We start from the raw sequence: 22,476 nt of genomic DNA on the forward strand, positions 1-22,476 counted from the left end.
GGCGAAGGAGAGTTCATGCCGCGCCCGTTCCGTTTCGGGGTCAGTCTGCTCACGCCCGCGTCGGCCGGCGAGTGGCGCGCGAAGTGCCGGCGTGCCGAGGAACTCGGGTACGACGTCATCCTCGTCCCCGACCACCTGGGCATGCCGGCGCCCTTCCCGGCGCTGGTCGCGGCGGCCGAGGCGACCGAACGGCCCCGGCTCGGCACGTTCGTGCTCAACGCGGGCTTCTGGAACCCCGTGCTGCTGGCCCGCGAGGTGGCGACGACCGCCGCGCTGACCGGCGGCCGTCTCGAACTCGGCCTCGGCACCGGCTATGTACGGGCGGAGCACGACCGGGCCGGGCTGCCGTTCGGCTCGCCGCGCGAGCGGGTGGACCATCTGCGGCGCACGGTAGAGGAGTTGCTGAAGTCGGACGGGGCCGGGGTGCCGCTGCTGATCGGCGGCAACGGTGACCGGATGCTGCGGCTGACCGCCGAGCACGCGGACATCGCGGCCTTCACCGGGGCCCGCCTGGTGCCGGGGAGCGCGGAGGGCCGCCTGGATCCGGTCACGGCCGAGGAACTCGACGAACGGGTGGACCGCTACGGGGAGTTGGCGGTGACGCGCGCCGAGGCCGCCGAACGGAACCTGCTCATCCAGGTCGCGGCGGTCACCGACTCCCCCTCGTCCGCGCTCGGCCCCGTCCTGGAGCGGCGGCCCGAGCTGACCCTGGAGCAGGTCCTCGCCCTGCCCACGGTCCTGGTCGGCACGCTGGAGGAGGTCGCCGGGCGGGTGCGAGGACTGCGCGACCGGTACGGGTTCTCGTATCTGACCGTCCTGGAGCCGTACATGGAGGCGTTCGCGCCGGTGCTGGCGGAGCTGTCCGCATAATGGAAATCGCTTACGGGCGGGAACGGCCGTGATGTGATCACCGCATGACCGATCTGCGCATACGGGCTGCCACGTCCGGAGACCTCGACGCCGTGCTCGCCTTCTGGAAGACGGCGGCCGAGGGCACCAGCATCAGCGACGACCGCGGTGGCGTGGACCGTCTCCTCGCCACCGACCCCGAGGCCCTGCTCCTCGCCGAGCTGGACGGTGAACTCGTCGGCACGGTGATCGCCGGCTTCGACGGCTGGCGCTGCCATCTGTACCGGCTGGCGGTGCATCCCGAGCGGCGCCGCCGGGGCATCGGCTCGGCCCTGCTGACGGCGGCCGACGAGCGCTTCCTGCGGCTGGGCGGACGGCGCGCGGACGCGATGGTGCTGGTCCGCAACGAGACCGCGCAACATGCCTGGCGGGCGGCCGGGTACCAGCCCCAGGAGCAGTGGCGGCGGTGGGTGAAGCCGCTGACGGACGACGGCCTCTGACACCACTTTGCCGATCCTTTACTATTGGGGGAGTCGTCGTCCTTCCTCGATGAAAGGTGTGTGAGCGTCCAGCCATGGGCGAGCCTCCCAGTCCTGTCCTTCGGCAACGCCGCGCGGTCCCGACCGCCCTGCCCGATCATGGGACGGAGGTGACCCGATGACCGAAGTGCTCCTCCTGCTGGTGGCGATCCTGCTGTCGCTCGCCTGCGGTGCCTTCGTCGCGGCCGAGTTCTCCCTGACCACGGTCGAGCGCGGCGAGCTGGAACGCGCTGTGGAGCGCGGCGAGCGCGGGGCGGCCGGCGCCCTCAAGGCCGTACGGAACCTGACGTTCCAGCTCTCGGGGGCGCAGCTCGGCATCACGGTCACCAACCTGGTGGTCGGCATGCTCGCCGAGCCCTCGATCGCCAAGCTGCTGGCCGGCCCGCTGGAGGCGGTGGGCATCGGGGCGTCGGCGGCGAGCTCGCTCGCGCTGGTGATCGGTACCGCGCTGTCCACGGTGTTCCTGATGGTCGTCGGCGAGCTGGTGCCCAAGAACTGGGCGATCTCCGCACCGCTGGCCGTGGCCAAGCGGGTGGGCAACGCCCAGCGCTGGTTCAGCGCGGCCTTCGGGCCGTTCATCACGCATCTGAACAACACCGCGAACCGGTTGGTACGGCGGTTCGGCGTGGAGCCCGCCGAGGAGCTGGCCTCCGCGCGCGGGCCCCAGGAGCTGGCCGCGCTGGCCCGGCACTCCGCCAAGCAGGGGGCGCTGGAGGCGGACACCGCCGAGCTGTTCGTGCGCACGCTCAACCTCGCCGACCTCACGGCCGAGAACGTGATGACCCCGCGCGTCCAGGTCGTCGCCCTGGAGGTCCGGGCGACCTGCGAGGACGTGGCGAACGCGACCCGGGCGACCGGCCTGTCCCGCTTCCCGGTCTACGAGGACAGCCTGGACTCGGTCGTCGGCACCGCCCACATCAAGGACATCGTGGCCGTGCCCGCCGAGGAGCGGTCCCGGGTCCGGGTCGCCCAGGTGATGCGCGAGCCCCTGCTGGTCCCCGAGTCCCTGACCGTCGACCGTCTCCTGGACCGCCTCGGCGGCCGGCGCACGATGGCCGTCGTGATCGACGAGTACGGCGGTACCGCCGGGGTCGCCACCCTGGAGGACATCGTCGAGGAGGTCGTCGGCGAGGTCCGCGACGAGCACGACCCGCACGAGACGCCCGACCTCGCCCCCGCCGGTGCCGACGCGACGGGCCGCGCGCTCTACTCGGCGGACGGCGCGGCCCGCATGGACCAGCTGGCGCGCGTGGGCCTCCGGCCGCCCGAGGGGCCGTACGAGACGCTGGCCGGGCTGGTCGCGGCCGAGCTGGGCCGGATACCGGAGACCGGGGACGGCGTCGAGGTCGCCGGCTGGCGGCTCGACGTGGTGGACGCGTCGGGACGGCGGGCGGCCCGGGTGCTGCTGCACGCGCCGCTCGCCGGCGGGACGACGGAGCAGGAGGGGCAGCGGTGACCGCCGTACAGCTGTTGATCGGTTTCGCGACGCTGGTCGTGAACGCGTTCTTCGTCGGCGCCGAGTTCGCGCTGATCTCCGTGCGCCGCTCCCAGATCGAGCCGCACGCGGAGGCCGGCGACCGGCGGGCCAGGAGCGTGCTGTGGGGGCTGGAACACGTCTCCGCGCTCCTTGCCGCCGCCCAGCTGGGCATCACGTTGTGCACGCTGGTCCTCGGCGTGGTCGCGGAGCCCGCGATCGCGCATCTCCTGGAGCCGGTGTTCCACGCGGTCGGCGTGCCCACGAGCGCGGGCCATGCCGTGTCCTTCGTGATCGCGCTGTCCGTCGCGACCTACCTGCACATGCTGCTCGGCGAGATGGTGCCGAAGAACGTGGCGCTGGCCGAGCCGGTGCGCAGCGCCCTGCTCCTCGGGCCTCCCCTGGTCGCGCTGTCCCGGGCACTGCGTCCGGTGATCTTCACGATCAACGCGTTCGCCAACACCCTGCTCAGGCTGCTCCGCGTGGAGACCAAGGACGAGGTCGCGGCGACCTTCACGGACGCCCAACTGGCCGAGATCGTCAAGGACGCCAGCGAGGCGGGTCTGATCGACGACCGGGCGCAGGAGCGGCTGCACGACGCCCTGGAGCTGGGCCGCCGGCCGGTGCGGGACGTGGTGGTACCGCTGGAACGCGTCGTCTACGCGCGCGTGGGCGTCACCCCGGAGGAGCTGGAGCGGCTGTCGGCGGAGTCCGGGTTCTCCCGGTTCCCGGTGGTGGACGAGGGGCGGCGGATCGTCGGCTATCTGCACGTCAAGGACGCGCTGGACGCCTCGCCCCGGGACGAGGCGTTCCGGCTGCGGGACATGCGGCCGATCGCCCGGGTACGGGAGGACACCCCGCTGGACGACGTGCTCACCGCGATGCGCGGCAGCCGTACCCACCTGGCGGGCGTGCGCGGCGACGACGGGCGGCTGGCGGGTCTTGTGACGATGGAGGACGTGCTGCGGGAGCTGTTCGGGCAGCACGCGTAGGCCTCCCCGGAGGAGGGGTCGTCGCCGGAGGGGTCGTCGCCGGAGTCGTAGCCGGAGGGAGTGACCGACCAGCGGGTATGCGCCCCGGGATACCATCTCTGTCGCCATGCAGAAGAACCCGGTGCTTCCCGCACACTCCAGCCTGGTCGCGATCGGCGACTCCTTCACCGAGGGCATGTCGGACCTGCGGCCCGACGGCTCCTACCGAGGCTGGGCGGACCTCCTCGCCGCCCGGATGGCCGCCCGCACCCCCGGCTTCCGCTACGCCAACCTCGCGGTGCGCGGCAAGCTGATCGGGCAGATCGTCGAGGAGCAGGTGGACGTGGCGGTCGCGATGCGGCCCGACGTGATCACGCTGGTCGGCGGCCTCAACGACACGCTGCGCCCCAAGTGCGACATGGTCCGGGTCCGGGACCTGCTCACCGAGGCGGTGGAGCGGTTGGCGCCGGCCTGCGAGCAACTGGTGCTGATGCGCAGCCCCGGCCGCCAGGGCCCGGTCCTGGAACGGTTCCGGCCGCGCATGGAGGAGCTCTTCGCCGTCGTCGACGAGCTGGCCGGGCGGCACGGTGCCCTGGTCGTCGACCTGTACGGGGCGCCGTCCCTCGCCGACCCCCGGATGTGGGACGTGGACCGGCTGCACCTGACGGCGGAAGGGCACCGCAGGGTCGCCGAGGCGGTCTGGCAGACCCTCGGCCACGACCCCGAGGACACCGAGTGGCGCACGCCGATCCCGGCCACGGTGCCGCCCGGCTGGGTCGCGCGCCGCGTCGAGGACGCCCGCTTCACCCGGCAGCACCTGCTGCCGTGGATAGGCCGCCGCCTCACCGGCCGCTCCTCGGGCGACGGCCGCGAGCCGAAGCGCCCGGAGCTGCTGCCGTACGAGGCGTGAGGGCGCTCCCGTGTCCACCCGGGTGATCAATGTCAGGGGCCGGATCCACGCGTTCGGCCCCCGGCTGGAACACGCCCCCGCCGACGTCGTCTACGTGGGCCGCCGCTGGACGATGGGCGGCTGGGACCTGCCCCGCCATCCGCTGTACAACCCCTTCGCCTACGACACCCCGAAGAAGAAGCGGGACGGCACCCGGGCCGAGGTGATGGCGATGTACCGGGCCTACCTGCTGGAGCGGCCCGAACTGCTGGAACTGGTGGCCGGGCTGCGCGGAAGGACCCTGGCCTGCTGGTGCGCGCCGGAACTCTGCCACGCGGACGTCCTGGCGGAGCTGGCCGGCGTTCCTGAGCGGTGACGCGGCTCCGCAAGTTCACCGGAGCGGTGACGCAGCTCTCGTACGTTCACACGAGCGGGCCCGCGGCGCTGGCCTGCAGGAATCGCCAGTAGAATCCGTACACGTGACTTCAGCCGCGCCCGCCAAGCCCCGTATCCCGAACGTCCTCGCCGGACGCTACGCCTCCGCCGAGCTCGCCACGCTCTGGTCGCCCGAGCAGAAGGTGAAGCTGGAGCGGCAGCTCTGGCTCGCCGTGCTGCGGGCCCAGAAGGACCTCGGGATCGAGGTGCCGGACGCGGCGATCGCCGACTACGAGCGGGTTCTCGACACCGTCGACCTGGCTTCCATCGCCGAGCGCGAGAAGGTCACCCGGCACGACGTGAAGGCGCGGATCGAGGAGTTCAACGCCCTCGCCGGCCACGAGCACGTGCACAAGGGCATGACCTCCCGGGACCTGACGGAGAACGTCGAGCAGCTCCAGATCCGCCTCTCGCTTGAGCTGATGCGGGACCGTACGACGGCCGTCCTGGCCCGCCTGGGCAGGCTGGCCGGCGAGTACGCCGAGCTGGTCATGGCCGGCCGCTCGCACAACGTGGCCGCGCAGGCCACCACTCTCGGCAAGCGTTTCGCGACCGCCGCGGACGAGCTCCTCGTGGCGTACGGCCGCGTCGAGGAGCTGCTCGCCCGCTACCCGCTGCGCGGCATCAAGGGCCCGGTGGGCACCGCCCAGGACATGCTGGACCTGCTGGGCGGGGACGCGGCGAAGCTGGCCGAGCTGGAGGACCGGATCGCGCGGCACCTCGGCTTCTCGCAGGCGTTCACCTCGGTCGGCCAGGTGTATCCGCGCTCGCTGGACTACGAGGTCGTCACCGCGCTCGTACAGCTGGCCGCCGCCCCCTCCTCCCTCGCCAAGACGATCCGGCTGATGGCCGGGCACGAGCTGGTCACCGAGGGCTTCAAGCCGGGCCAGGTCGGCTCCTCGGCGATGCCGCACAAGATGAACACGCGGTCCTGCGAGCGCGTCAACGGTCTGATGGTGATCCTGCGCGGTTACGCCTCGATGACCGGCGAGCTGGCCGGCGACCAGTGGAACGAGGGCGACGTCTCCTGCTCGGTGGTGCGCCGGGTGGCCCTGCCGGACGCCTTCTTCGCGCTCGACGGCCTCCTGGAGACCTTCCTGACGGTCCTCGACGAGTTCGGCGCCTTCCCGGCCGTCGTCGCCCGGGAGCTGGACCGCTACCTCCCCTTCCTCGCCACCACCAAGGTGCTGATGGGCGCGGTGCGCGCGGGTGTCGGCCGTGAGGTCGCGCACGAGGCGATCAAGGAGAACGCCGTCGCCACCGCGCTCGCGATGCGCGAGCAGGGCGCCGAGCGCAACGACCTGCTCGACAAGCTCGCCGCCGACGAGCGGCTGCCGCTGGACCGCGAGCAGCTGGCGGCGCTGATGGCCGACAAGCTGTCCTTCACGGGCGCGGCCGCCGCCCAGGTCGGTGTCGTCGCCGGCCGGATCGAGGAGATCGTCAAGCAGCACCCGGAGGCCGCCGGTTACACCCCCGGGGCGATCCTCTGACCGGCCGTTCCCCTCGCTTCACCGCGGCGGAGCTGGAGGCCGCCCGCGACCGTCTCGTCCCGGACGTGCTCGCGGACGGCCTGCGCGTCCTGTTCTGCGGCATCAACCCCGGCCTGATGACGGCGGCCACGGGGCACCACTTCGCCCGCCCCGGCAACCGCTTCTGGCCGGTCCTGCACCTGTCCGGCTTCACCCCGCGGCTGCTGAAACCCGCGGAGCAGGGCGAGTTGCTGTCGTACGGGCTCGGCATCACGAACGTGGTGGCCCGGGCGACCGCACGGGCCGACGAACTGTCGGCCGAGGAGTACGCCGAGGGCGGACGCCTGCTGACCGCGAAGGTGACGCGGGTCCGGCCGAGCTGGCTCGCGGTGGTGGGCGTCACCGCCTACCGCGCCGCCTTCGCCGACCGCGGGGCCCAGGTGGGGCCGCAGGAGCGGACGATCGGGGACACCCGGGTGTGGGTGCTGCCGAACCCGAGCGGACTGAACGCGCACTGGACGGCGGCGACGATGGCGGAGGAGTTCGGGCGGCTGCGGGTGACGGCCGAGGGCTAGCCGGCGACGCCGGTGGCGTGTGCGGTGACGGATGGTGAAGAGGTACGTGTCGCACCTCTTCACCATCCGTCACCCGAGTCCGCCTTCGGTCAGGCCGTGTGCGTCTCGCTTCCGTCGAGCAGGCCGTGGCCGCCGGGGGCTGCGCTGAGGGCCGTGCCCTCGTCGATGATCTCGTTGCGCTCGTTGACGAAGACGACGCTTGGCTCGATCTTCGCCGCGTCGGCGTCCGGTACCGCCGCGTAGGCGATGATGATCACGAGGTCGCCGTTCTGGACGAGGCGGGCCGCGGCGCCGTTGACGCCGATGATGCCGCTGCCCCGGGGGCCCTCGATCACGTAGGTCTCGAGCCGGCTGCCGTTGTTGATGTCCACGAGGTGGATCAGCTCGCCGGGGAGCAGGTCGGCGGCGTCCATGAGGTCGGCGTCGAGGGTCAGGGATCCGACGTAGTTCAGATCGCACTGGGTGATCGCGGCCCGGTGGATCTTCGACTTGAGCATGGTTCGGAACATGGCTGTCGCCTTTCGGGGTGGGCGCCTTCTGGTGTCGCGGCTTTCCCGCGGCTGGCCTGGCGAGCACACGAGAAATTCGATACCGGCCGTTGGAATCGGCCCGTGCATGACCGACGTGAGCCCGTTCCAGAGGATCCTGGGCGGCGGTGAACGAGCATTCCAGCAGGAATTGAGTTTCGGTAGAGGCGGATTTCCGTGACAACTCCGGGAAGATCTCCGCCTGGCCGGGCAAGCGCCCTTACGCCCTTTTGTCGCAGGTCAGGGCGGATCCCACCGGTCCCTCGGGTGTCGTATGTCGCCCACTCACTTTCATGCCGTGCAGGTTGATGAGCGGGAGCGGGACTGGAGCCGGCATCCGTGTCGCGGTCACAGTGAGGAAGCGTCGAGGGCATGGAAATGGCCTCGGTCGCAATACCGCGGAAGCACGGAATCACCGCATCGCAGAATCACGGAATCCCGAATGATTCGGCCTTGAAGGGAGCAGAGGGTGACGGTGGAAATCACGACACAGGAGGCCCAGGAGATCGCCGGGAAGATCGTCGTGGTCTTCCAGGAGGTGCTGGGCGCGACGGAGGTGCCCGACACCGCCAGCGGGTTCCTGGACATCGGCGGTGACTCGCTGACGGCCGCCCGCGCGGTGTCCCTCATCAGCTCGCGGCTGGGTGTGCGGATCACGGTCCGCGACCTGTTCCGGGAGCGGAACGCCGACGCACTCGCCCTCGTGGCGGTGCGCCGCCTGGCTGCGTAGCGCCCCGGGCGGTCGGCCGCTCCGGCTCGACCAGCCCGTTCTGCAAGGCGGACCCGCCCGGCCGATCCGGTACGGCGGGCTCCGGGCCGGCCCGTGACGGTGCCGGTCGTCCGATCGCACGTCCGCAATGACTTTTCGAGAGGTGAGGACATGGTGGCTCAGACGTATCGCGTGGTGGTGAACGGCGAGGAGCAGTACTCGATCTGGCCCGAGGGGCGGGACCTGCCCGACGGGTGGTTCGACGAGGGCACCTCCGGCACCAAGGAGGACTGCCTCGACCACGTCGAGCGGGTCTGGACCGACATGCGGCCGCTCAGCCTCCGCCAGGCGCGGTGACCGAACTGCCATGACGACGTGGACCGGAGAAGCCGCCGAAGTGGAAGAGCCGGCGGCGATGAAGAGGGAACTGACCGCCGAGAAGCGTGAGTTGCTCAAGCAGCGGCTGCTCGGGAGGTCTCGAACCGCTGCGGCGCCCGTGGGTGTCCCGAGTGCCGTACCGCGCCGTCCTGGCACCGAGGGCGCCCCGTTGGCGCCCGTCCAGCACAACCTGTGGGTCGCGGACCGCCTGTTGTCCGACAACTCCACCTTCAGCGTCCACCGCGTCCTGCGCCTGACGGGGGCGCTGGACCGGGACGCGGTCCGCCGGGCGCTGGACGCCCTGGTGGAGCGGCACGAGACGCTGCGCATGGTGTTCCGGGACGACAGCCCGCCCCGTCAGGTCCCGCTGCCGCCCGCCCCGGCCGCGCTGCGCACGGTCGACCTGTCGCATCTTCCCCCGGTCGCGCGGTCGGCCGCGGCCGTGCGGGTGGCCGAGGAGGAGATCGCGGACCCCTTCGACCTGGAGCGCGGCCCCGTCTTCCGGGCCGTCCTGGTCACCTGCGACGACAGCACCCACGTCCTGGTGCTGAACCTGCACCACTGCGTCGCCGACGAATGGTCGTGCGGCGTGCTGGGCCGCGAGTTCGGCGCCCTGTACGCGGCGTCCGCGCGGGGGGTCACCGACCTCGCGAAGGTGCTGCCGGAGCTTTTGGTGTCGTACCGGGACTACGCGCACTGGCAGTCGGAGCGGCTCTCCGGTGACCTGCTGGAGCGGCAGCTCGCCTACTGGCGTTCGGCGCTGGACGGAGTGCCGCCGGTCCTGGAACTGCCCACCGACCAGGTGCGTCCCCCCACCCCGTCGTTCTGGGGGCACGGCGCCCGCCGGCTGCTGTCCCCCGAGGTCAGTGCGGCGCTGCGGGACTTCGCCCGGCGGCACAACGTCACCCTCTTCACCGCCCTGCTGTCGGTCTTCGCGGGCTATCTGCACCGCTGGAGCGGTGGACAGGACCGTTTCTCGGTGCTGACGCCGGTCTCGGGCCGGGTCGTCGGCGACACCGAACCGCTCATCGGCATGATGGCGAACACCCTGCCGCTGACCGTGGACGTCAGCGACGACCCCGGTTTCGCCACGCTGGTGCGGCGCATGAACGCGGTGGTTCTCGGGGCTCTGGAACACCAGGACGTCACCTTCGAGCAGTTGGTCGCGGACTCCGGGCATCCCCGGGACGCCTCCCGCAATCCGCTGTCGCAGGTCATGTACCAGTGCATCGAGTCGCGTGAGCACGTGTGGGACCTGCCCGGTGTCACGGTCGAGCGCGAGCGCATCGGCATGGCGTCCGCGAAGGTGGACCTGTCGTTGGTCGCGGCCAACCTCGACGAGGGGGTCCGGCTCGACCTGGTGGGTGAGAGCACGCTGTTCGAGCCGGCGACGGTGGAACGGATGCTGGACTCGCTGGTCGAGGTACTGAGCCGCGCGGTGGCCGCGCCCGACACCACCGTCGGCCAGGTGGGCCTGCTCTCCGACGAAGAGCTCGCCCGTGTGGTCGAGGACTCCCTGGGCTCCGGAGCCGCGACGCCCGACGGCACCGTGCTGGACCTCTTCGCGGCGGTCGCCGCCGCCACGCCCGACGCCACCGCGGTCACCGCGGGCGGAACCTGCCTCACCTACCGGGATCTGGACGAGCTGTCGGACCGTATCGCCGCACAGCTCCGCGCGGCCGTGCCGGGACCCGGCGCGCTGGTGGGGATCCATCTGCCCCGCTCCGAGCGGCTGGTGGCCACGCTGCTCGGGGTGTGGAAGGCCGGCTGCGCCTTCCTGCCCCTGCCGCTGGATCACCCCGAGGAACGCCTGCGGACCATGGTGGAGGACGCGGGGGCCGCGCTCGTGGTCACCGAACCGGGGCGGGACGCGCTGTTCGGCGCGGTTCCGTCGCTGCACGTCGGCCCCGGCTCCGAGGACCGCGCCGCCGGCATCGTGCCCGCGCCGCGGGACCACGACGCGCCGCGCGCCGACGACCTCGCCTATCTGATGTACACCTCGGGCTCCACCGGCCGCCCCAAGGCCGTGGCGATCGAGCACCGGGGACTCGTCAACTTCCTCAGCGGCACCGCGCGTCGGCTCGATGCCGGCCCGGACGACGTGTGGCTCGGTCTGACCGGCATCGGGTTCGACATCGCGCTGGTCGAGATGTTCCTGCCGCTCACCACCGGTGGCCGGGTGGTCCTGGCTCCGGAGGGGGCCGCGCAGGACGGTGACGCCGCGGTCGCCACGGGCCGGGAGCACGGGGTCACCCATGTGCAGGCGACCCCGTCGGGCTGGCGGGTCCTGCTCGCCTCGACCCTGCGGCTGCCGCGGCTGGCGGTCGCCATGACCGGCGGTGAGTCGCTGCCGCCCGCGCTCGCCGCGGAGCTGCGGCTGACGGCCGGACGCGTCCTCAACTGCTACGGGCCCACCGAGTCCACGGTGTGGGCCACGTACGACGACGTCACCGACCCGGCCGCGGACATCACCGTCGGCACCGGCGTCGACCAGGTCGCCGTCCATGTCCTCGACGCCGCGATGCGCCCGGTGCCCGTCGGCGTCCCGGGTGAGCTGTACGTGGGCGGGCCCGGGGTCGGGCGCGGTTACCACGCGCGGCCGGGGCTGACGGCGGGTGCCTTCGTGCCGGACCCGTTCGGACCGCCCGGGGCGCGCCTGTACCGCTCGGGCGACGTGGGCGCGCGACGCCCCGACGGCCGTATCCGCTTCTTCGGCCGCGACGACCACCAGGTCAAGATCCGCGGCCACCGCATCGAACTCGGCGAGATCGAGGCCCGGTTGACCGCGCACCCGGACGTGGCGCACGCCGTGGTCGTGGTGGACCGCAGTGCCGCCGGGGACCGGCTCGTCGGTTACGTCGTCGGGGACGTCACGGAGGACGCGCTGAAGCGCCACCTCACGGCCGCCCTGCCCGTGGCGATGGTGCCCGCCGTCTTCATGTCGCTGGAGAGCCTGCCGCTGTCGCCGAACGGCAAGGTCGACCGCCGTCGCCTGCCCGCCCCGCGCAACGAGGCTCCCGCGGAGCGCAGGCCGCCCGCCGCCGGGGCCGAGCGGGTCCTGGCCGGCATCTGGAGCCGGCTGCTCGACGTCCCGTCGGTGGCGGCGCAGGACAACTTCTTCACCCTGGGCGGCGACTCGGTGACCGCCGTGTTCCTCGTGTCGCGGGCCCGGGAGGCGGGGTACGTGTTCACCGCGCGCCAGGTCTTCGCCCATCAGACCCTGTCCGAACTGGCGGCCGTCGCCGTCGCGTCGGACGACGGGGCGGCGGCCGGCGGCGTGGACCCGGGCGACTTCCCGCTGGCCGGCCTCGACCGGGAGGGACTGGAGCGGGTCCTGACCGGACTCTCCGCCGAGGACGTCCAGGACATCTATCCCTGCACCCCGCTCCAGGCGGGCATGCTGTTCCACAGCCTCCACGACGACGACGGGGACTCCTACTTCACCCAGTACCGCTGGGAGATCGACGGCGACCTCGACCAGGACGGCCTGATCGCCGCCTGGCAGCACGTCCTGGACCGGCACGACGCGCTGCGCTGCTCCTTCCGCTGGGAGGGACTGGAGCGCCCGCTCCAGATCGTGCACCGCCATGTGCGGGCCGACTTCACCGTCCTGGACTGGTCCCAGGTCCCGGCGGACGAGATCCCGGGGCGCCTGGAGGCGCTGCTCGCCGAGGAACGCGCCGCGGGTTTCGACCTGTTCCGGGTTCCGCCCCAGCGGTTCCATCTCATCCGCACCCGACCCGACCGCCACCACCTCGTGTGGCACAACCATCACATCCTGGCCGACGGCTGGAGCGTCGGTCCGCTGCTCAACGAGGTCTTCGCGACCGCCACCGCGCGCCGTACGCCGGGACGCCCCGCGCGCGAGCTGCCCGCACCGGTGTCCCATCGCGCCTACGTGGAGTGGCTGGCGGAGCAGGACCCGCGTGCCGTCGAGCGGTACTGGCGCGACGCCCTGGCCGGTTTCGTCGAGCCCACCTCGCTCCCGGTGGTGCGACCGGCGTCCCCGGACACACCCGCCGGAGCGGCCCGCACGGTCGAACTCGCCCTGACCCCGGAGCTGACGGAGGCGCTGTCGCGGCTCGCCCGTGAGCGGGGGTGCACCCTCGGGACCGTGTTCCAGGGTGCCTGGGCCCTGCTGCTGGGCCGCTGGAGCCGGAGCCGTGACGTGCTCTTCGGGCTGACCGTCTCCGGGCGTTCGGTCGACCTTCCGCAGGTGGAGCAGATCGTGGGGCTGCTCTCCAACACCCTTCCCGTGCGCGTGCGCTGGGCGGACGACGACCGGCTCGACGACTGGCTGGGCCGCCTGGCCGGGCAGTCGGCCGGGCTGCGCGACGTCGAGCACACCGCGCTGACCGACATCCACGACTGGTCGGACGTGCCGGGCGACAAGAAGCTGTTCGACAGCATCCTGGTCCTGCAGAACCTGGCGGTGGCCGAGCGCGCCGATCTGGGCGGGCTGTCGCTGCGCATGGGTCCGGTGCACCAGAGCAGCGGCTATCCGCTGATGCTGAACATCCGTACCGGCCCGGCGGGGGCCGTCCTCCAGCTCCTCCACGACGACCTCCGGGTCGACTCCGCCGACGCGGAGCGTCTGCTGGCGTCGTTCGGCCGCCTGCTCGACGCCTTCGTGGAGCGACCGGGCTCCCGGGTCGGGGAGCTGGCGATCCTTCCGGAGGCCGCCCACGACACCGTCGTACGCCGCTGGAACGACACCGCGCACACGTTCCCCGCCGCCACGACCGTGCCCGCGATGATCGAGGAGCAACGCACGCGCACGCCGCACGCGGCGGCGGTGGTGTACGACGCGCGGGAGTGGACGTACACCCGCCTGGACGAGGAGGCCACGCGGCTGGCGTGGCGGCTGCGGGCCGCCGGGCTGCGGCCGGGTGACCGGGTGGGCCTGCGCCTCGACCGCTCGGCGACGATGATCGCCGCGGTGCTCGCGGTGTGGCGGGCCGGCTGCGCCTACGTCCCGCTGGACCCCGAGTACCCCGACGCCCGGGCCGCCTTCGTGCTGTCGGACTCCGGGGTACGGGTCCTCCTCGCGAGCGAGGAACCCCCCGCGCGGTCCGTCCCGGACGGGGTGACCGTGGTCCGCGTCGGTACCGCCGACGACCCGACACCTCCGGAGTCGTCGTCCGCGGAAACGGCGGGGAGCACCGGCGACGGTCCCGGCCGGGACGACGTGGCATACGTCCTGTACACCTCCGGCTCCACCGGCCGTCCCAAGGGCGTCGAGGTCACCCATGCGGCGCTGGCCCACCTGACGGCCGCCATGACGCACGTGCTGGAGCCCACCGGCCCGCAGACGTGGCTGGGACTGACCGCCCTGTCCTTCGACATCTCCACCGTGGAGATGTTCGTGCCGCTCACCACGGGCGGCCGGGTCGTGGTGGTCCCGGAGGAGGGACGCTGGGACGCCGCCGCCCAGCGGGCCCTGATCCACACTCACCGGGTCAGCCATGTGCAGGCCACCCCGTCCGGGTGGCGGCTGCTGCTGGCCGCCGGGTTCGGCGCGGCGGACGGCGTCGAGGTCGGCCTCGTCGGCGGCGAGGCGCTGCCGCACGCCCTGGCCGGCGAGCTGCGTACGGGCCTGCCCCGGCTGATCAACGTGTACGGCCCGACCGAGGCCACCGTCTGGTCCACCTGGGACGACGTCGACTGCGCCCAGGACGAGGTGACCATCGGGCTCCCCCTGCCCAACACCTCCGCCCACGTCCTCGACGAGGCCATGCGCCCGGTGCCGATCGGCGTGCCGGGCGAGCTCTACCTCGGGGGCGCGGGCGTGGCCCGCGGATATCTGGGACGCGCCGGGCTGACCGCGCGGCAGTTCGTGCCCGACCCGTTCGGCGCCCCAGGCACCCGGCTGTACCGCACCGGTGACCTGGCCGCGCGGCGGGCGGACGGCCGTATCCGCTTCCTGGGCCGGGACGACCACCAGGTCAAGATCCGCGGTCACCGCATCGAACTGGGCGAGATCGAGGAGGCGTTGGCCCGCCACCCGGACGTGCGGCTGGCCGCCGTCACCGTCCACCGGGACGCGGCGGGCGAGGAGTTCCTCGTCGGCCATGTCGCCGGCGACGCGCTCGACCCCGCCGAGGTGCGGACGTTCCTGCGGGGCGAGGTGTCCCGGGCGATGGTGCCCGACCGGCTCGTCGTCCTGGAGAGGATGCCGCTCAGCCCGGCGGGCAAGATCGACCGTGCCGCGCTTCCCGCCCCGGAGGCGGCCCCGGAGAACCTGTCCGCGCGGACCGCGCCCCGCGGGCCCGTCGAACGGGCCCTCGCCGACATCTGGGCCCGGGTGCTGGGCACCGGCGACATCGGGGTGGACGACGACTTCTTCGCGCTGGGCGGCAACTCCCTCAAGGCGGTCACGGTCTCGGCGCTCGCCCGGGAGGCCGGACTCACCGTCACCACCCGGCAGATCTTCGCCCACCCCACGGTGGCGGCACTCGCGGGCCTCGGCGGCGGGGCGCCGGCCTCGACGCCGCCCGCGGAGACCCGGCCGTTCGCGTTCACCGGGCTCGACGCCGAGACCCTGGACGGGCTCCTGCACGCCGTGGGCAGGGAGGACACCGAGGACGTACTGCCCCTGTCGCCCCTGCAGACCGGGCTGTTCCTCGACACGCTGGCGGAGACCGGCGACTACGTGCGTGTGTTCGCCGTCGACATCGAGGGCGACTTCGACCAGGCCGCCTTCGAGGACGCCTGGGCCCATCTGGTCGACCGCCACGCGATCCTGCGGTCCACCTTCCACTGGGCCCACCTGCCCCGCCCGGTCCAGGTCGTCCGCGCCGCCGCGCCGCCGCGCTTCCGGTACGCCGACCTCACCGCCCTCCCGGAGGACCGGCGTGCCGGGCGGCTCGCCGAGCTGATCGCGGCGGAGGAGAAGACCGTCTTCGACCTCGGCGCCGCTCCGCCCTCCCGCTTCCTGCTGGTCCGGGTCGCCGAGGACCGGCACCGGTTCGTGTGGACCACCCACCATGTCGTCTTCGACGGCTGGAGCCTGCACGCCCTGCTCTCCGAGGCGTTCGCCGTCTACCGCAGCCGTCACGAGACGGGCCGGCTGCCCGTCCTCGCGGACCCGCCGCCGTACCGGGAGTACCTGCGCAGGCTCGCCGAGCACGACACCCCCGAGGAGACCGAGCGCGAGAGCGCCCACTGGCGGTCCCGCCTGGCGGGCTTCGCCCGGCCCACTCCCCTGCCCGGCAGCCGTCCCACCGGGGCCGCCACGGGGCTGTGGCACGCCCGGCGCACCCTGCCGGCCGCGCTCTGCGACGAGCTGGAGCGGGCCGCCCGCCACCACCGCGTCACCGTCGGCACCCTGGTCCACACCGCGTGGTCCCTGCTGCTGAGCCGGACGAGCGGGGAGCGCGACGTCGTCTTCGGCACGACCGTCTCCGGCCGCTTCGGCGACGTCGAGGGGGTCGAGCGGATGGTGGGTCTGCTGATGAACACCCTGCCGCTGCGCGTCGACGTGGACCCCGGGGCACACCTCACCGAGCTGCTGCGCGACGTCCAGCAGCGGGTCACCGAGGTCGCGGGGCGCGCCCATGTCGCGCTGCCGGCCGTGCAGCGGGCGAGCGAGGTGGCGCCGGGACGGCGGCTGTTCGACAGCCTGCTCGTCTACACCGACACCGGTCCCGGCGGTCTGCCGCGGGGCGTCGTCCCGGTCGCCGAGGACGAGGCCCGCGACACCGGCTACCCCCTGGTCCTGGAGGCCACCCGCGCCGACCGGCTGACCCTCAGCCTGAGCTGCGAGAGGTCCCACTACGACCAGGTCACCGCCGACCGGCTGCTCGCCCAGGTCGTGCAGCTGCTGACCGGCCTCACCGGAGGCCGACCCGGCCCGGACGGGCAGGACGGCCCCGGTGCCGCCGAGGGGCCGACGCTGGTCGCCGAGGTCCCGATGCTGTCGGCGGAGGAGCGCGAGCGGATCGTCCACGCCTGGAACGACACCGTCGTCCCCTTCCCGGACGACCGCACCCTGCACTCCCTGGTCGCGGGCCGGACCGCCGACACCCCGGACGCCGTCGCCGTCAGGCTCGGCTCCGACACCTGGACCTACGCCGAACTCGGGGCGCGGGCCGACCGGGTGGCCGCACGGCTGTACCGGGAGGGTGTCCGTCCCGGCGACCTGGTCGCCCTGTGCACCGAACGCTCCTTCGAGCACGTGGTGGGCCTGCTCGGCATCCTCAAGGCGGGTGCCGCCTTCGTGCCCGTCGACCCCGACCACCCCGCCCGGCGCCAGGCGTATCTGCTCGCCGACTCCGGGGCCCGGGTGGTGCTCACCCAGACCCGGCTGCTCCCGGCCCTGCCCGAGGACACGGCCGCCCTACTGCTGGCCCTGGACGACCCCACGGCCTGGCCGGAGGAACCCGGTTCCGGTCCCCGGCCGGACGCGCTGCCCGCCGACCTGTGCTCGCTGTACTACACCTCGGGATCGACCGGCGCGCCCAAGGCGGTGGCCTCGCACCACGCGGGCTGGGTCAACCGCATGACGTGGATGCAGCGCCGGCACGGGCTGCGGCCCGGCGAGGGCGTCCTGCACAAGACCACCCTCGGTTTCGACGACGCGGCGGTGGAGATCCTGTGGCCGCTGATCAACGGGGGCCAGGTCGTGCTGCTGCCGCCCGGGGCGCACCGTGACGCCCACGCGATCGCCGAGTCCGTCGCCCGGCACGACGTGGTGCACGTGCAGTTCGTGCCCAGTGTGCTGGAGGTGTTCCTGGACATCCTCACCCCGGAGCGGGCCCGGTCGATGTCCCGGCTGCGGTCCGTCCTCACCAGTGGTGAGGCGCTGCGCCCCGCCCTGGTGCGCCGGTTCCTGGAGGTGTTCGGGGAGCGGGTGAGCCTCGACAACACCTGGGGGGCCACCGAGGTGTCCATCGACTCGACCTGCCGGGTGTGCACCGCCGAGGACGCCGTCCCCGACACGGGCGCGGTGGCGCTGGGACTGCCCATCGACAACAACACCGTCCACGTCCTCGACGCGGCGATGCAACCCCTGCCGACCGGCGCCACCGGCGAACTCTTCATCGGCGGCCCCGGGCTGGCCCGCGGCTACCACGGCCGGTACCGGCTGACCGCCGAACGGTTCGTGCCGGACCCCTTCGGGCCGCCCGGCTCCCGGCTCTACCGCACCGGCGACCTGGGACGCCGACGGGCCGACGGCGTCCTGGAGTTCGCCGGCCGCGCCGACCACCAGGTCAAGCTGGGCGGAGTGCGCGTCGAACTCGGCGAGATCGAGGACGCGTTGCGCCGGGCGCCGGGCGTCCGGGACGCGGTCGCCGACGTACGGACCGTGGCCGGTTCCAAGACGCTCGTCGGGTACACCGTCGGCGGCGACGACCCGGACCGTACGCTCGCCGCCCTGCGCGCGGAGCTGCCCGACGTGATGGTGCCGAGGTTCCTCGTCGCCGTGGACTCCGTCCCGCTCAACGCCAACGGCAAGGTGGAGCGGGCCGCCCTGCCCGATCCGGACCCCGCCGCCCGCGAGGTGGCACCGGAGTCCCAGGTGGCTCCGCGCACCGCGACCGAGGAGGCCGTCGCCCGGATCTGGTGCCGGGTCCTCGGGGTGCCGCGCGTCGGGGTGCACGACAACTTCCGCGCGCTGGGCGGGGATTCCATCCTGCTGATCCACACCGTCGCCAAGGCGCGTGAGGCGGGCCTGTCCATCACCCCGAAGATGGTCTTCGAGCACCCGACGGTCGCCTCCCTCGCCGCGGCCTCGGACGAGGCGGCGGCCCAGGGCCGCTCCACCAGCGTCCACGCCGAGCAGGGCCCGGTCACCGGCGAGGTGCCCTTCGGACCGATCCAGCACCAGTACGCCGCCGTCGGGCCCTGCGACCGCTTCAACCAGAGCCGGCTCCTGCACGCCGCTCCGGAGATCGGCCCCGACGTCCTGCGGGCCGCGCTGCGGACCCTGATCGACCACCACGACGCGCTCCGGCTGCGCTGGAGCCGCCGGGAGGACCGCTGGCACCAGGACCTGGCGCCGGCGGGCGGCCACGACGACCCGCTCACGGTCGTGGACACCCCGCACGAGGCCGACGCCGCGGTGGAGGCCGCGCACGGCGGACTCGGCCTGGCCGGCGGCCCGTTGCTGCGTGCCGTGCTGCTGCGGCACACCGGGCAGCTGCTGCTGGTGGTCCACCACGTGGCCGTCGACACCGTGTCCTGGCACATCCTGGCCGAGGACCTCGCCACCCTGTGCGCGGGGGGTGAGCTGCCCGCCAAGACGACTTCCGTCCAGCACTGGGCGCGGCGGCTGGGCGAGCACGCGCACAGCGCGGAGTTCGCACCCGAGGCCGCCTACTGGGCGCTGCCGCGTCCGTCCGTCGCGCCGCTGCCCGCGGACCGGGAGGCCGGTGACAACACCGAGGGCCGGGCCCGCTCCACGAGCGTCGTCCTCGCGGCCGGGGCCACGGCGGGCCTGCTGCGCCGGGCCGCCGCGCGGCGCGGCGCCGAGCCGGAGCACCTGATGCTGGCGGCACTGGCCCGCACGCTCACCGAGGCCACCGGCGGTGACACCTGCGCGATCGACGTGGAGCGGCACGGACGTGAGCCGCTGTTCGACGACGTCGACCTCACCCGTACGGTCGGCTGGTTCACCAGTGTGCAGCCGCTGCTGCTCACCCGGCCGGAGTCCGGCGCCATGGACGCCTGGATCGACGTGGTCGCCGAGCACACCCGCACGCCCGCCGGGCGCGGCATCGGCCATGGACTCGCCCGGTACCTGCGCGGGGACGACAGCACCGCACCGGTGGCACAGCTGTCGTTCAACTACCACGGCCGCCGGGACACCGCTCCGACCGGGGACGCGCCGCTGCGGCCCCTTCCCCGGTCGCTCGGCGAGCACGTCGACCCGGAGCAGCGGCGCTCCCACCTCGTGGAGATCGAAGCGGCGGTCCTCGACGGCGAGCTGCACCTCGAATGGCGTTACGCGGCCGACCACTTCGACGCCGACACCGTACGCGAACTGGCCGAACGGCACCTGGAACACCTCGCCGGCCTGACCGCCGCCCCGTCCGAGGGGATACGTGTGCCGGCGGAGCCTTTCGTGCGGCGGCTGTTCGCGGGGGCTCCGGCCCCGAGGCTGCCGATGCTGCGGCACCGGGTACCGGGCGTGGCGATCGCGCTGATCGACGACGGTGACCTGCGCGGCGCCTGGGGCTTCGGGGTCCTCGGGGCCGACGACCCGGTCGAGGTCGACGAGCGCACCGTCTTCCAGGTCGGCTCGATCAGCAAGCACGTCACCGCGCTGGGCGTGATGGCCCTGGTCCAGGACGGGCGGCTCGATCTCGACACCGACGTCAACCGGATGCTCACCTCCTGGCGGCTGCCCGGTGACGGGGTCACCCTGCGCCATCTGCTCACCCACACCGCGGGGCTCGGCGCGCAGTCCTACGACGGCTACCGCGCGGGCCTGCCGATGCCCAGCCCGGCGCAGGTCCTCGCCGGCGGTCCGCCCTCGCTGACCCCGCCGGTCAGGCCCGTGGGCCCGCCCGGATCGCCGTACCTGTACTCGAGCAGCAACTTCACCGTGGTGCAGCAGGTGCTCCAGGACGTCACGGGGCAGGAGTTCGCGCCGCTGATGCGCGCGCTCGTCCTGGACCCGCTGGGCATGCGGGACAGCGACTTCGCGCCGCGCGTGCCGGATCTGCCCGGCACCACGCTGGCTCGCAACCACCAGGCGTCGGGCGCGCCCTACCCGGAGGGCTGGCACCTGTACCCGGAGTCCGCCGCGGGCGGCCTGTGGTCCACACCCGGGGACCTGGCCCGGGTCGCCGTCGAGATCCAGCGGGCGGTCACCGGTGGCCCGGCGGTCCTGCTGGGTGCGGAGGCGGCGGCCGAGATGCTGCGCCCCCACCCCGGCACTCCGGGCGGCCTGGGCACCGCGGGCAAGCCGTACGGCGGCCGCCGGTGGTTCGGACACACCGGGGGCGTCCCCGGCTTCCGTTCGCTGACCTGGGCCGACCCGGACCGCGGTCTGGGCCTCGTCGTCACCGCCAACTCCGACGCCGGTGAGGACTTCCTTCGAGAACTGCTGCACGACCTCGGGGTCGGATTGGAGGACGCACGATGGTGACGATCGACGCCGCGTTCCGCCGGTGGGCGGTACGCGACCCGGACGCCGTGGCGCTGCGCGCGCCCGGCACCCGGATGACCTACGGCGAGCTGGACCGGGCCGCGACCCGTATCGCCCGCGGTCTGCTCCGGCTCGGGGTGCGGCCGGGGGAACTGGTCGGGGTGGCCGCCACCCCGTCACCGGGCTTCGTGGTGTCGGCCCTGGCGGTGCTCCGCGCGGGCTGCGCCTATCTGCCGATGGACCTGACGTACCCCGAGGAGCGGCTGACGCACATGCGCCGGGACAGCGGCATCCGCGTCCTGGTGTCCTCCGGCGACGGCGGCGACCTGCCGCCCGCCCTCGCGGACTGCGTGATCCTCGACCCGGCCGCCGACACCGGTGCCGGCGGCGAGGACCCCTTCGCGCCCGGTGCGGCGGAGCTGTCCGCGCCCACGGACCTGGCGTACGCGATGTACACCTCGGGGTCGACCGGCCTGCCCAAGGCGGTGCTGGTCGAGCAGCGCAACGTCACCGCCTTCGCGCTGCGGCAGGACTTCGCGGCGCTCGGGCCCGGCCGGACCATGCTCCAGAGCAGTTCGTTCTCCTTCGACGCGTCGGTGCTGGAGATCTGGGGGGTGCTGCTGCGCGGCGCCTGCCTGGCCTTCCCGCCGGACGGCCTGCTGACCTCCGCGGAGCTGGGCGAGGTGCTGGCCCGCGAGGAGGTGACCGACCTGTGGCTGTCGTCGGGCCTCTTCCACCGGATCGCCGACGACGTGCCCGAGGCGCTGGCGCCGCTGCGCACCGTGATCACCGGCGGTGACGTGGTGTCCCCGGCCCGGGTGCGGCGGGTGCTGGAGACCAACCCCGGGCTGACGGTGGCGCACATCTACGGGCCGACCGAGACCACCGTGGCCATCTGCCGCCGGCTGCTCACCCACCCGGACCAGGTGGAGTCCCCGCTGCCGCTGGGCACCCCGATCCCCGGCGCGAGCCTGCACGTCATGGACGAGCGCGGACGCCCCCTCCCGGCGGGCACGACCGGCGAGCTGTGGATCGCCGGGGAGACCGTCTCCCGCGGCTACCACGACCGCGCCGAGCTCACCGCGGAGCGTTACGTCACCGACCCCGGGACGGGAAGGCGCGCGTACCGCAGCGGCGACCTCGGCCGCAAACGCCCCGACGGCACGGTGGAGTTCGTCGGCCGTGCCGACAGCCAGGTCAAGATCCGGGGCTTCCGCATCGAGCCCGGCGAGATCGAGGCGACGCTCGGCGAGGCACCCGAGGTGCGCTCCTGCCTGGTCACCGCGCGCGTCGCGCCGCCCGGCGACAAACGTGTCGTCGCCTATGTCGTGCCGCGTGACACGGGGCCGCTGCGCGCCGCCGACGTGCACCGTTTCCTCGCCGGGCGGCTGCCGCGCCACATGCTGCCCTCCGAGTACGTGGCGCTGGACGCGCTGCCCCTGGACGCCAACGGCAAGGAGGACCGGCGCCGACTGCCCGAGCCCGCCTGGGGGCGCGGCAGCCTCGCCGTGCTCGACGTCGTCCCCGTTCCCGCCGCCCCGGCCGCCCTGCCCGAGAGGATCTGATC

The 22,476-nt window shown here is 73.4% G+C and carries 13 protein-coding genes; 12 read left to right on the top strand and 1 reads right to left on the bottom strand.

Annotated features, from left to right (window positions below; all coding sequences use genetic code 11):
- Nucleotides 1-15 precede the first annotated feature (15 nt).
- From ACGF5O_RS09835 to mug, 8 genes are all read left to right on the top strand, one after another.
- Nucleotides 16-870, top strand: coding sequence for an LLM class F420-dependent oxidoreductase (locus tag ACGF5O_RS09835; RefSeq protein WP_393809379.1), 855 nt, complete (start codon nt 16-18; stop codon nt 868-870).
- A 44-nt stretch (nt 871-914) separates the two neighbouring features.
- The gene (locus tag ACGF5O_RS09840) at nt 915-1,349 is read left to right on the top strand and encodes a GNAT family N-acetyltransferase (protein ID WP_393809380.1); all 435 of its coding nucleotides are present in this window, start codon (nt 915-917) and stop codon (nt 1,347-1,349) included.
- A 157-nt stretch (nt 1,350-1,506) separates the two neighbouring features.
- Nucleotides 1,507-2,844, top strand: a complete 1,338-nt coding sequence (locus ACGF5O_RS09845) for a hemolysin family protein (RefSeq protein ID WP_393809381.1) — start codon at nt 1,507-1,509, stop codon at nt 2,842-2,844.
- Nucleotides 2,841-3,854 carry a hemolysin family protein gene (locus ACGF5O_RS09850; protein ID WP_393809382.1) on the top strand — a complete coding sequence of 338 codons (1,014 nt, stop codon included), beginning with the start codon at nt 2,841-2,843 and terminating at the stop codon, nt 3,852-3,854. Before ACGF5O_RS09845 ends, ACGF5O_RS09850 begins: the two co-directional genes overlap by 4 nt.
- A gap of 106 nt (nt 3,855-3,960) precedes the next feature.
- On the top strand, nt 3,961-4,743 hold the full coding sequence (locus ACGF5O_RS09855; protein WP_393809383.1) for an SGNH/GDSL hydrolase family protein: 783 nt from the start codon (nt 3,961-3,963) through the stop codon (nt 4,741-4,743).
- A gap of 10 nt (nt 4,744-4,753) precedes the next feature.
- Nucleotides 4,754-5,098 carry a DUF4326 domain-containing protein gene (locus ACGF5O_RS09860; protein WP_393809384.1) on the top strand — a complete coding sequence of 115 codons (345 nt, stop codon included), beginning with the start codon at nt 4,754-4,756 and terminating at the stop codon, nt 5,096-5,098.
- 103 nt (nt 5,099-5,201) lie between these two features.
- Nucleotides 5,202-6,647 carry an adenylosuccinate lyase gene (purB, locus tag ACGF5O_RS09865; protein WP_393809385.1) on the top strand — a complete coding sequence of 482 codons (1,446 nt, stop codon included), beginning with the start codon at nt 5,202-5,204 and terminating at the stop codon, nt 6,645-6,647.
- A 65-nt stretch (nt 6,648-6,712) separates the two neighbouring features.
- Complete coding sequence (gene mug / locus ACGF5O_RS09870; RefSeq protein WP_393809386.1) at nt 6,713-7,201, top strand: G/U mismatch-specific DNA glycosylase; 489 nt, start codon at nt 6,713-6,715, stop codon at nt 7,199-7,201.
- A gap of 89 nt (nt 7,202-7,290) precedes the next feature.
- Here the strand turns inward: mug and panD are convergent, their stop codons facing one another.
- On the bottom strand, nt 7,291-7,710 hold the full coding sequence (panD, locus tag ACGF5O_RS09875; RefSeq protein WP_393809387.1) for an aspartate 1-decarboxylase: 420 nt from the start codon (nt 7,708-7,710) through the stop codon (nt 7,291-7,293).
- 487 nt (nt 7,711-8,197) lie between these two features.
- On the opposite strand from panD, the gene ACGF5O_RS09880 reads away from it, so the two are divergent.
- The 4 genes from ACGF5O_RS09880 (at nt 8,198) to ACGF5O_RS09895 (ending at nt 22,474) form a co-directional block, all read left to right on the top strand.
- A complete protein-coding gene (locus ACGF5O_RS09880; protein ID WP_393809388.1) occupies nt 8,198-8,458 on the top strand; it encodes an acyl carrier protein in 261 nt (86 codons plus the stop codon).
- 150 nt (nt 8,459-8,608) lie between these two features.
- Nucleotides 8,609-8,794, top strand: coding sequence for an MbtH family NRPS accessory protein (locus tag ACGF5O_RS09885; RefSeq protein ID WP_350782525.1), 186 nt, complete (start codon nt 8,609-8,611; stop codon nt 8,792-8,794).
- A gap of 10 nt (nt 8,795-8,804) precedes the next feature.
- Nucleotides 8,805-20,909 carry an amino acid adenylation domain-containing protein gene (locus ACGF5O_RS09890; protein WP_393809389.1) on the top strand — a complete coding sequence of 4,035 codons (12,105 nt, stop codon included), beginning with the start codon at nt 8,805-8,807 and terminating at the stop codon, nt 20,907-20,909.
- Complete coding sequence (locus ACGF5O_RS09895; RefSeq protein WP_393809390.1) at nt 20,903-22,474, top strand: amino acid adenylation domain-containing protein; 1,572 nt, start codon at nt 20,903-20,905, stop codon at nt 22,472-22,474. Before ACGF5O_RS09890 ends, ACGF5O_RS09895 begins: the two co-directional genes overlap by 7 nt.
- Nucleotides 22,475-22,476: the final 2 nt, after the last annotated feature.

Source organism: Streptomyces sp. NPDC048291 (assembly GCF_043201715.1).
GTDB lineage: Bacteria > Actinomycetota > Actinomycetes > Streptomycetales > Streptomycetaceae > Streptomyces.

Bases quoted from the DNA above. Each gene is read 5' to 3' on its own strand.
- ACGF5O_RS09835 (WP_393809379.1), top strand. From the start codon at position 16: ATGCCGCGCCCGTTCCGTTTCGGGGTCAGTCTGCTCACGCCCGCGTCG.
- ACGF5O_RS09840 (WP_393809380.1), top strand. From the start codon at position 915: ATGACCGATCTGCGCATACGGGCTGCCACGTCCGGAGACCTCGACGCC.
- ACGF5O_RS09845 (WP_393809381.1), top strand. From the start codon at position 1,507: ATGACCGAAGTGCTCCTCCTGCTGGTGGCGATCCTGCTGTCGCTCGCC.
- ACGF5O_RS09855 (WP_393809383.1), top strand. From the start codon at position 3,961: ATGCAGAAGAACCCGGTGCTTCCCGCACACTCCAGCCTGGTCGCGATC.
- panD (WP_393809387.1), bottom strand. From the start codon at position 7,710: ATGTTCCGAACCATGCTCAAGTCGAAGATCCACCGGGCCGCGATCACC.
- ACGF5O_RS09885 (WP_350782525.1), top strand. From the start codon at position 8,609: ATGGTGGCTCAGACGTATCGCGTGGTGGTGAACGGCGAGGAGCAGTAC.
- ACGF5O_RS09890 (WP_393809389.1), top strand. From the start codon at position 8,805: ATGACGACGTGGACCGGAGAAGCCGCCGAAGTGGAAGAGCCGGCGGCG.
- ACGF5O_RS09895 (WP_393809390.1), top strand. From the start codon at position 20,903: ATGGTGACGATCGACGCCGCGTTCCGCCGGTGGGCGGTACGCGACCCG.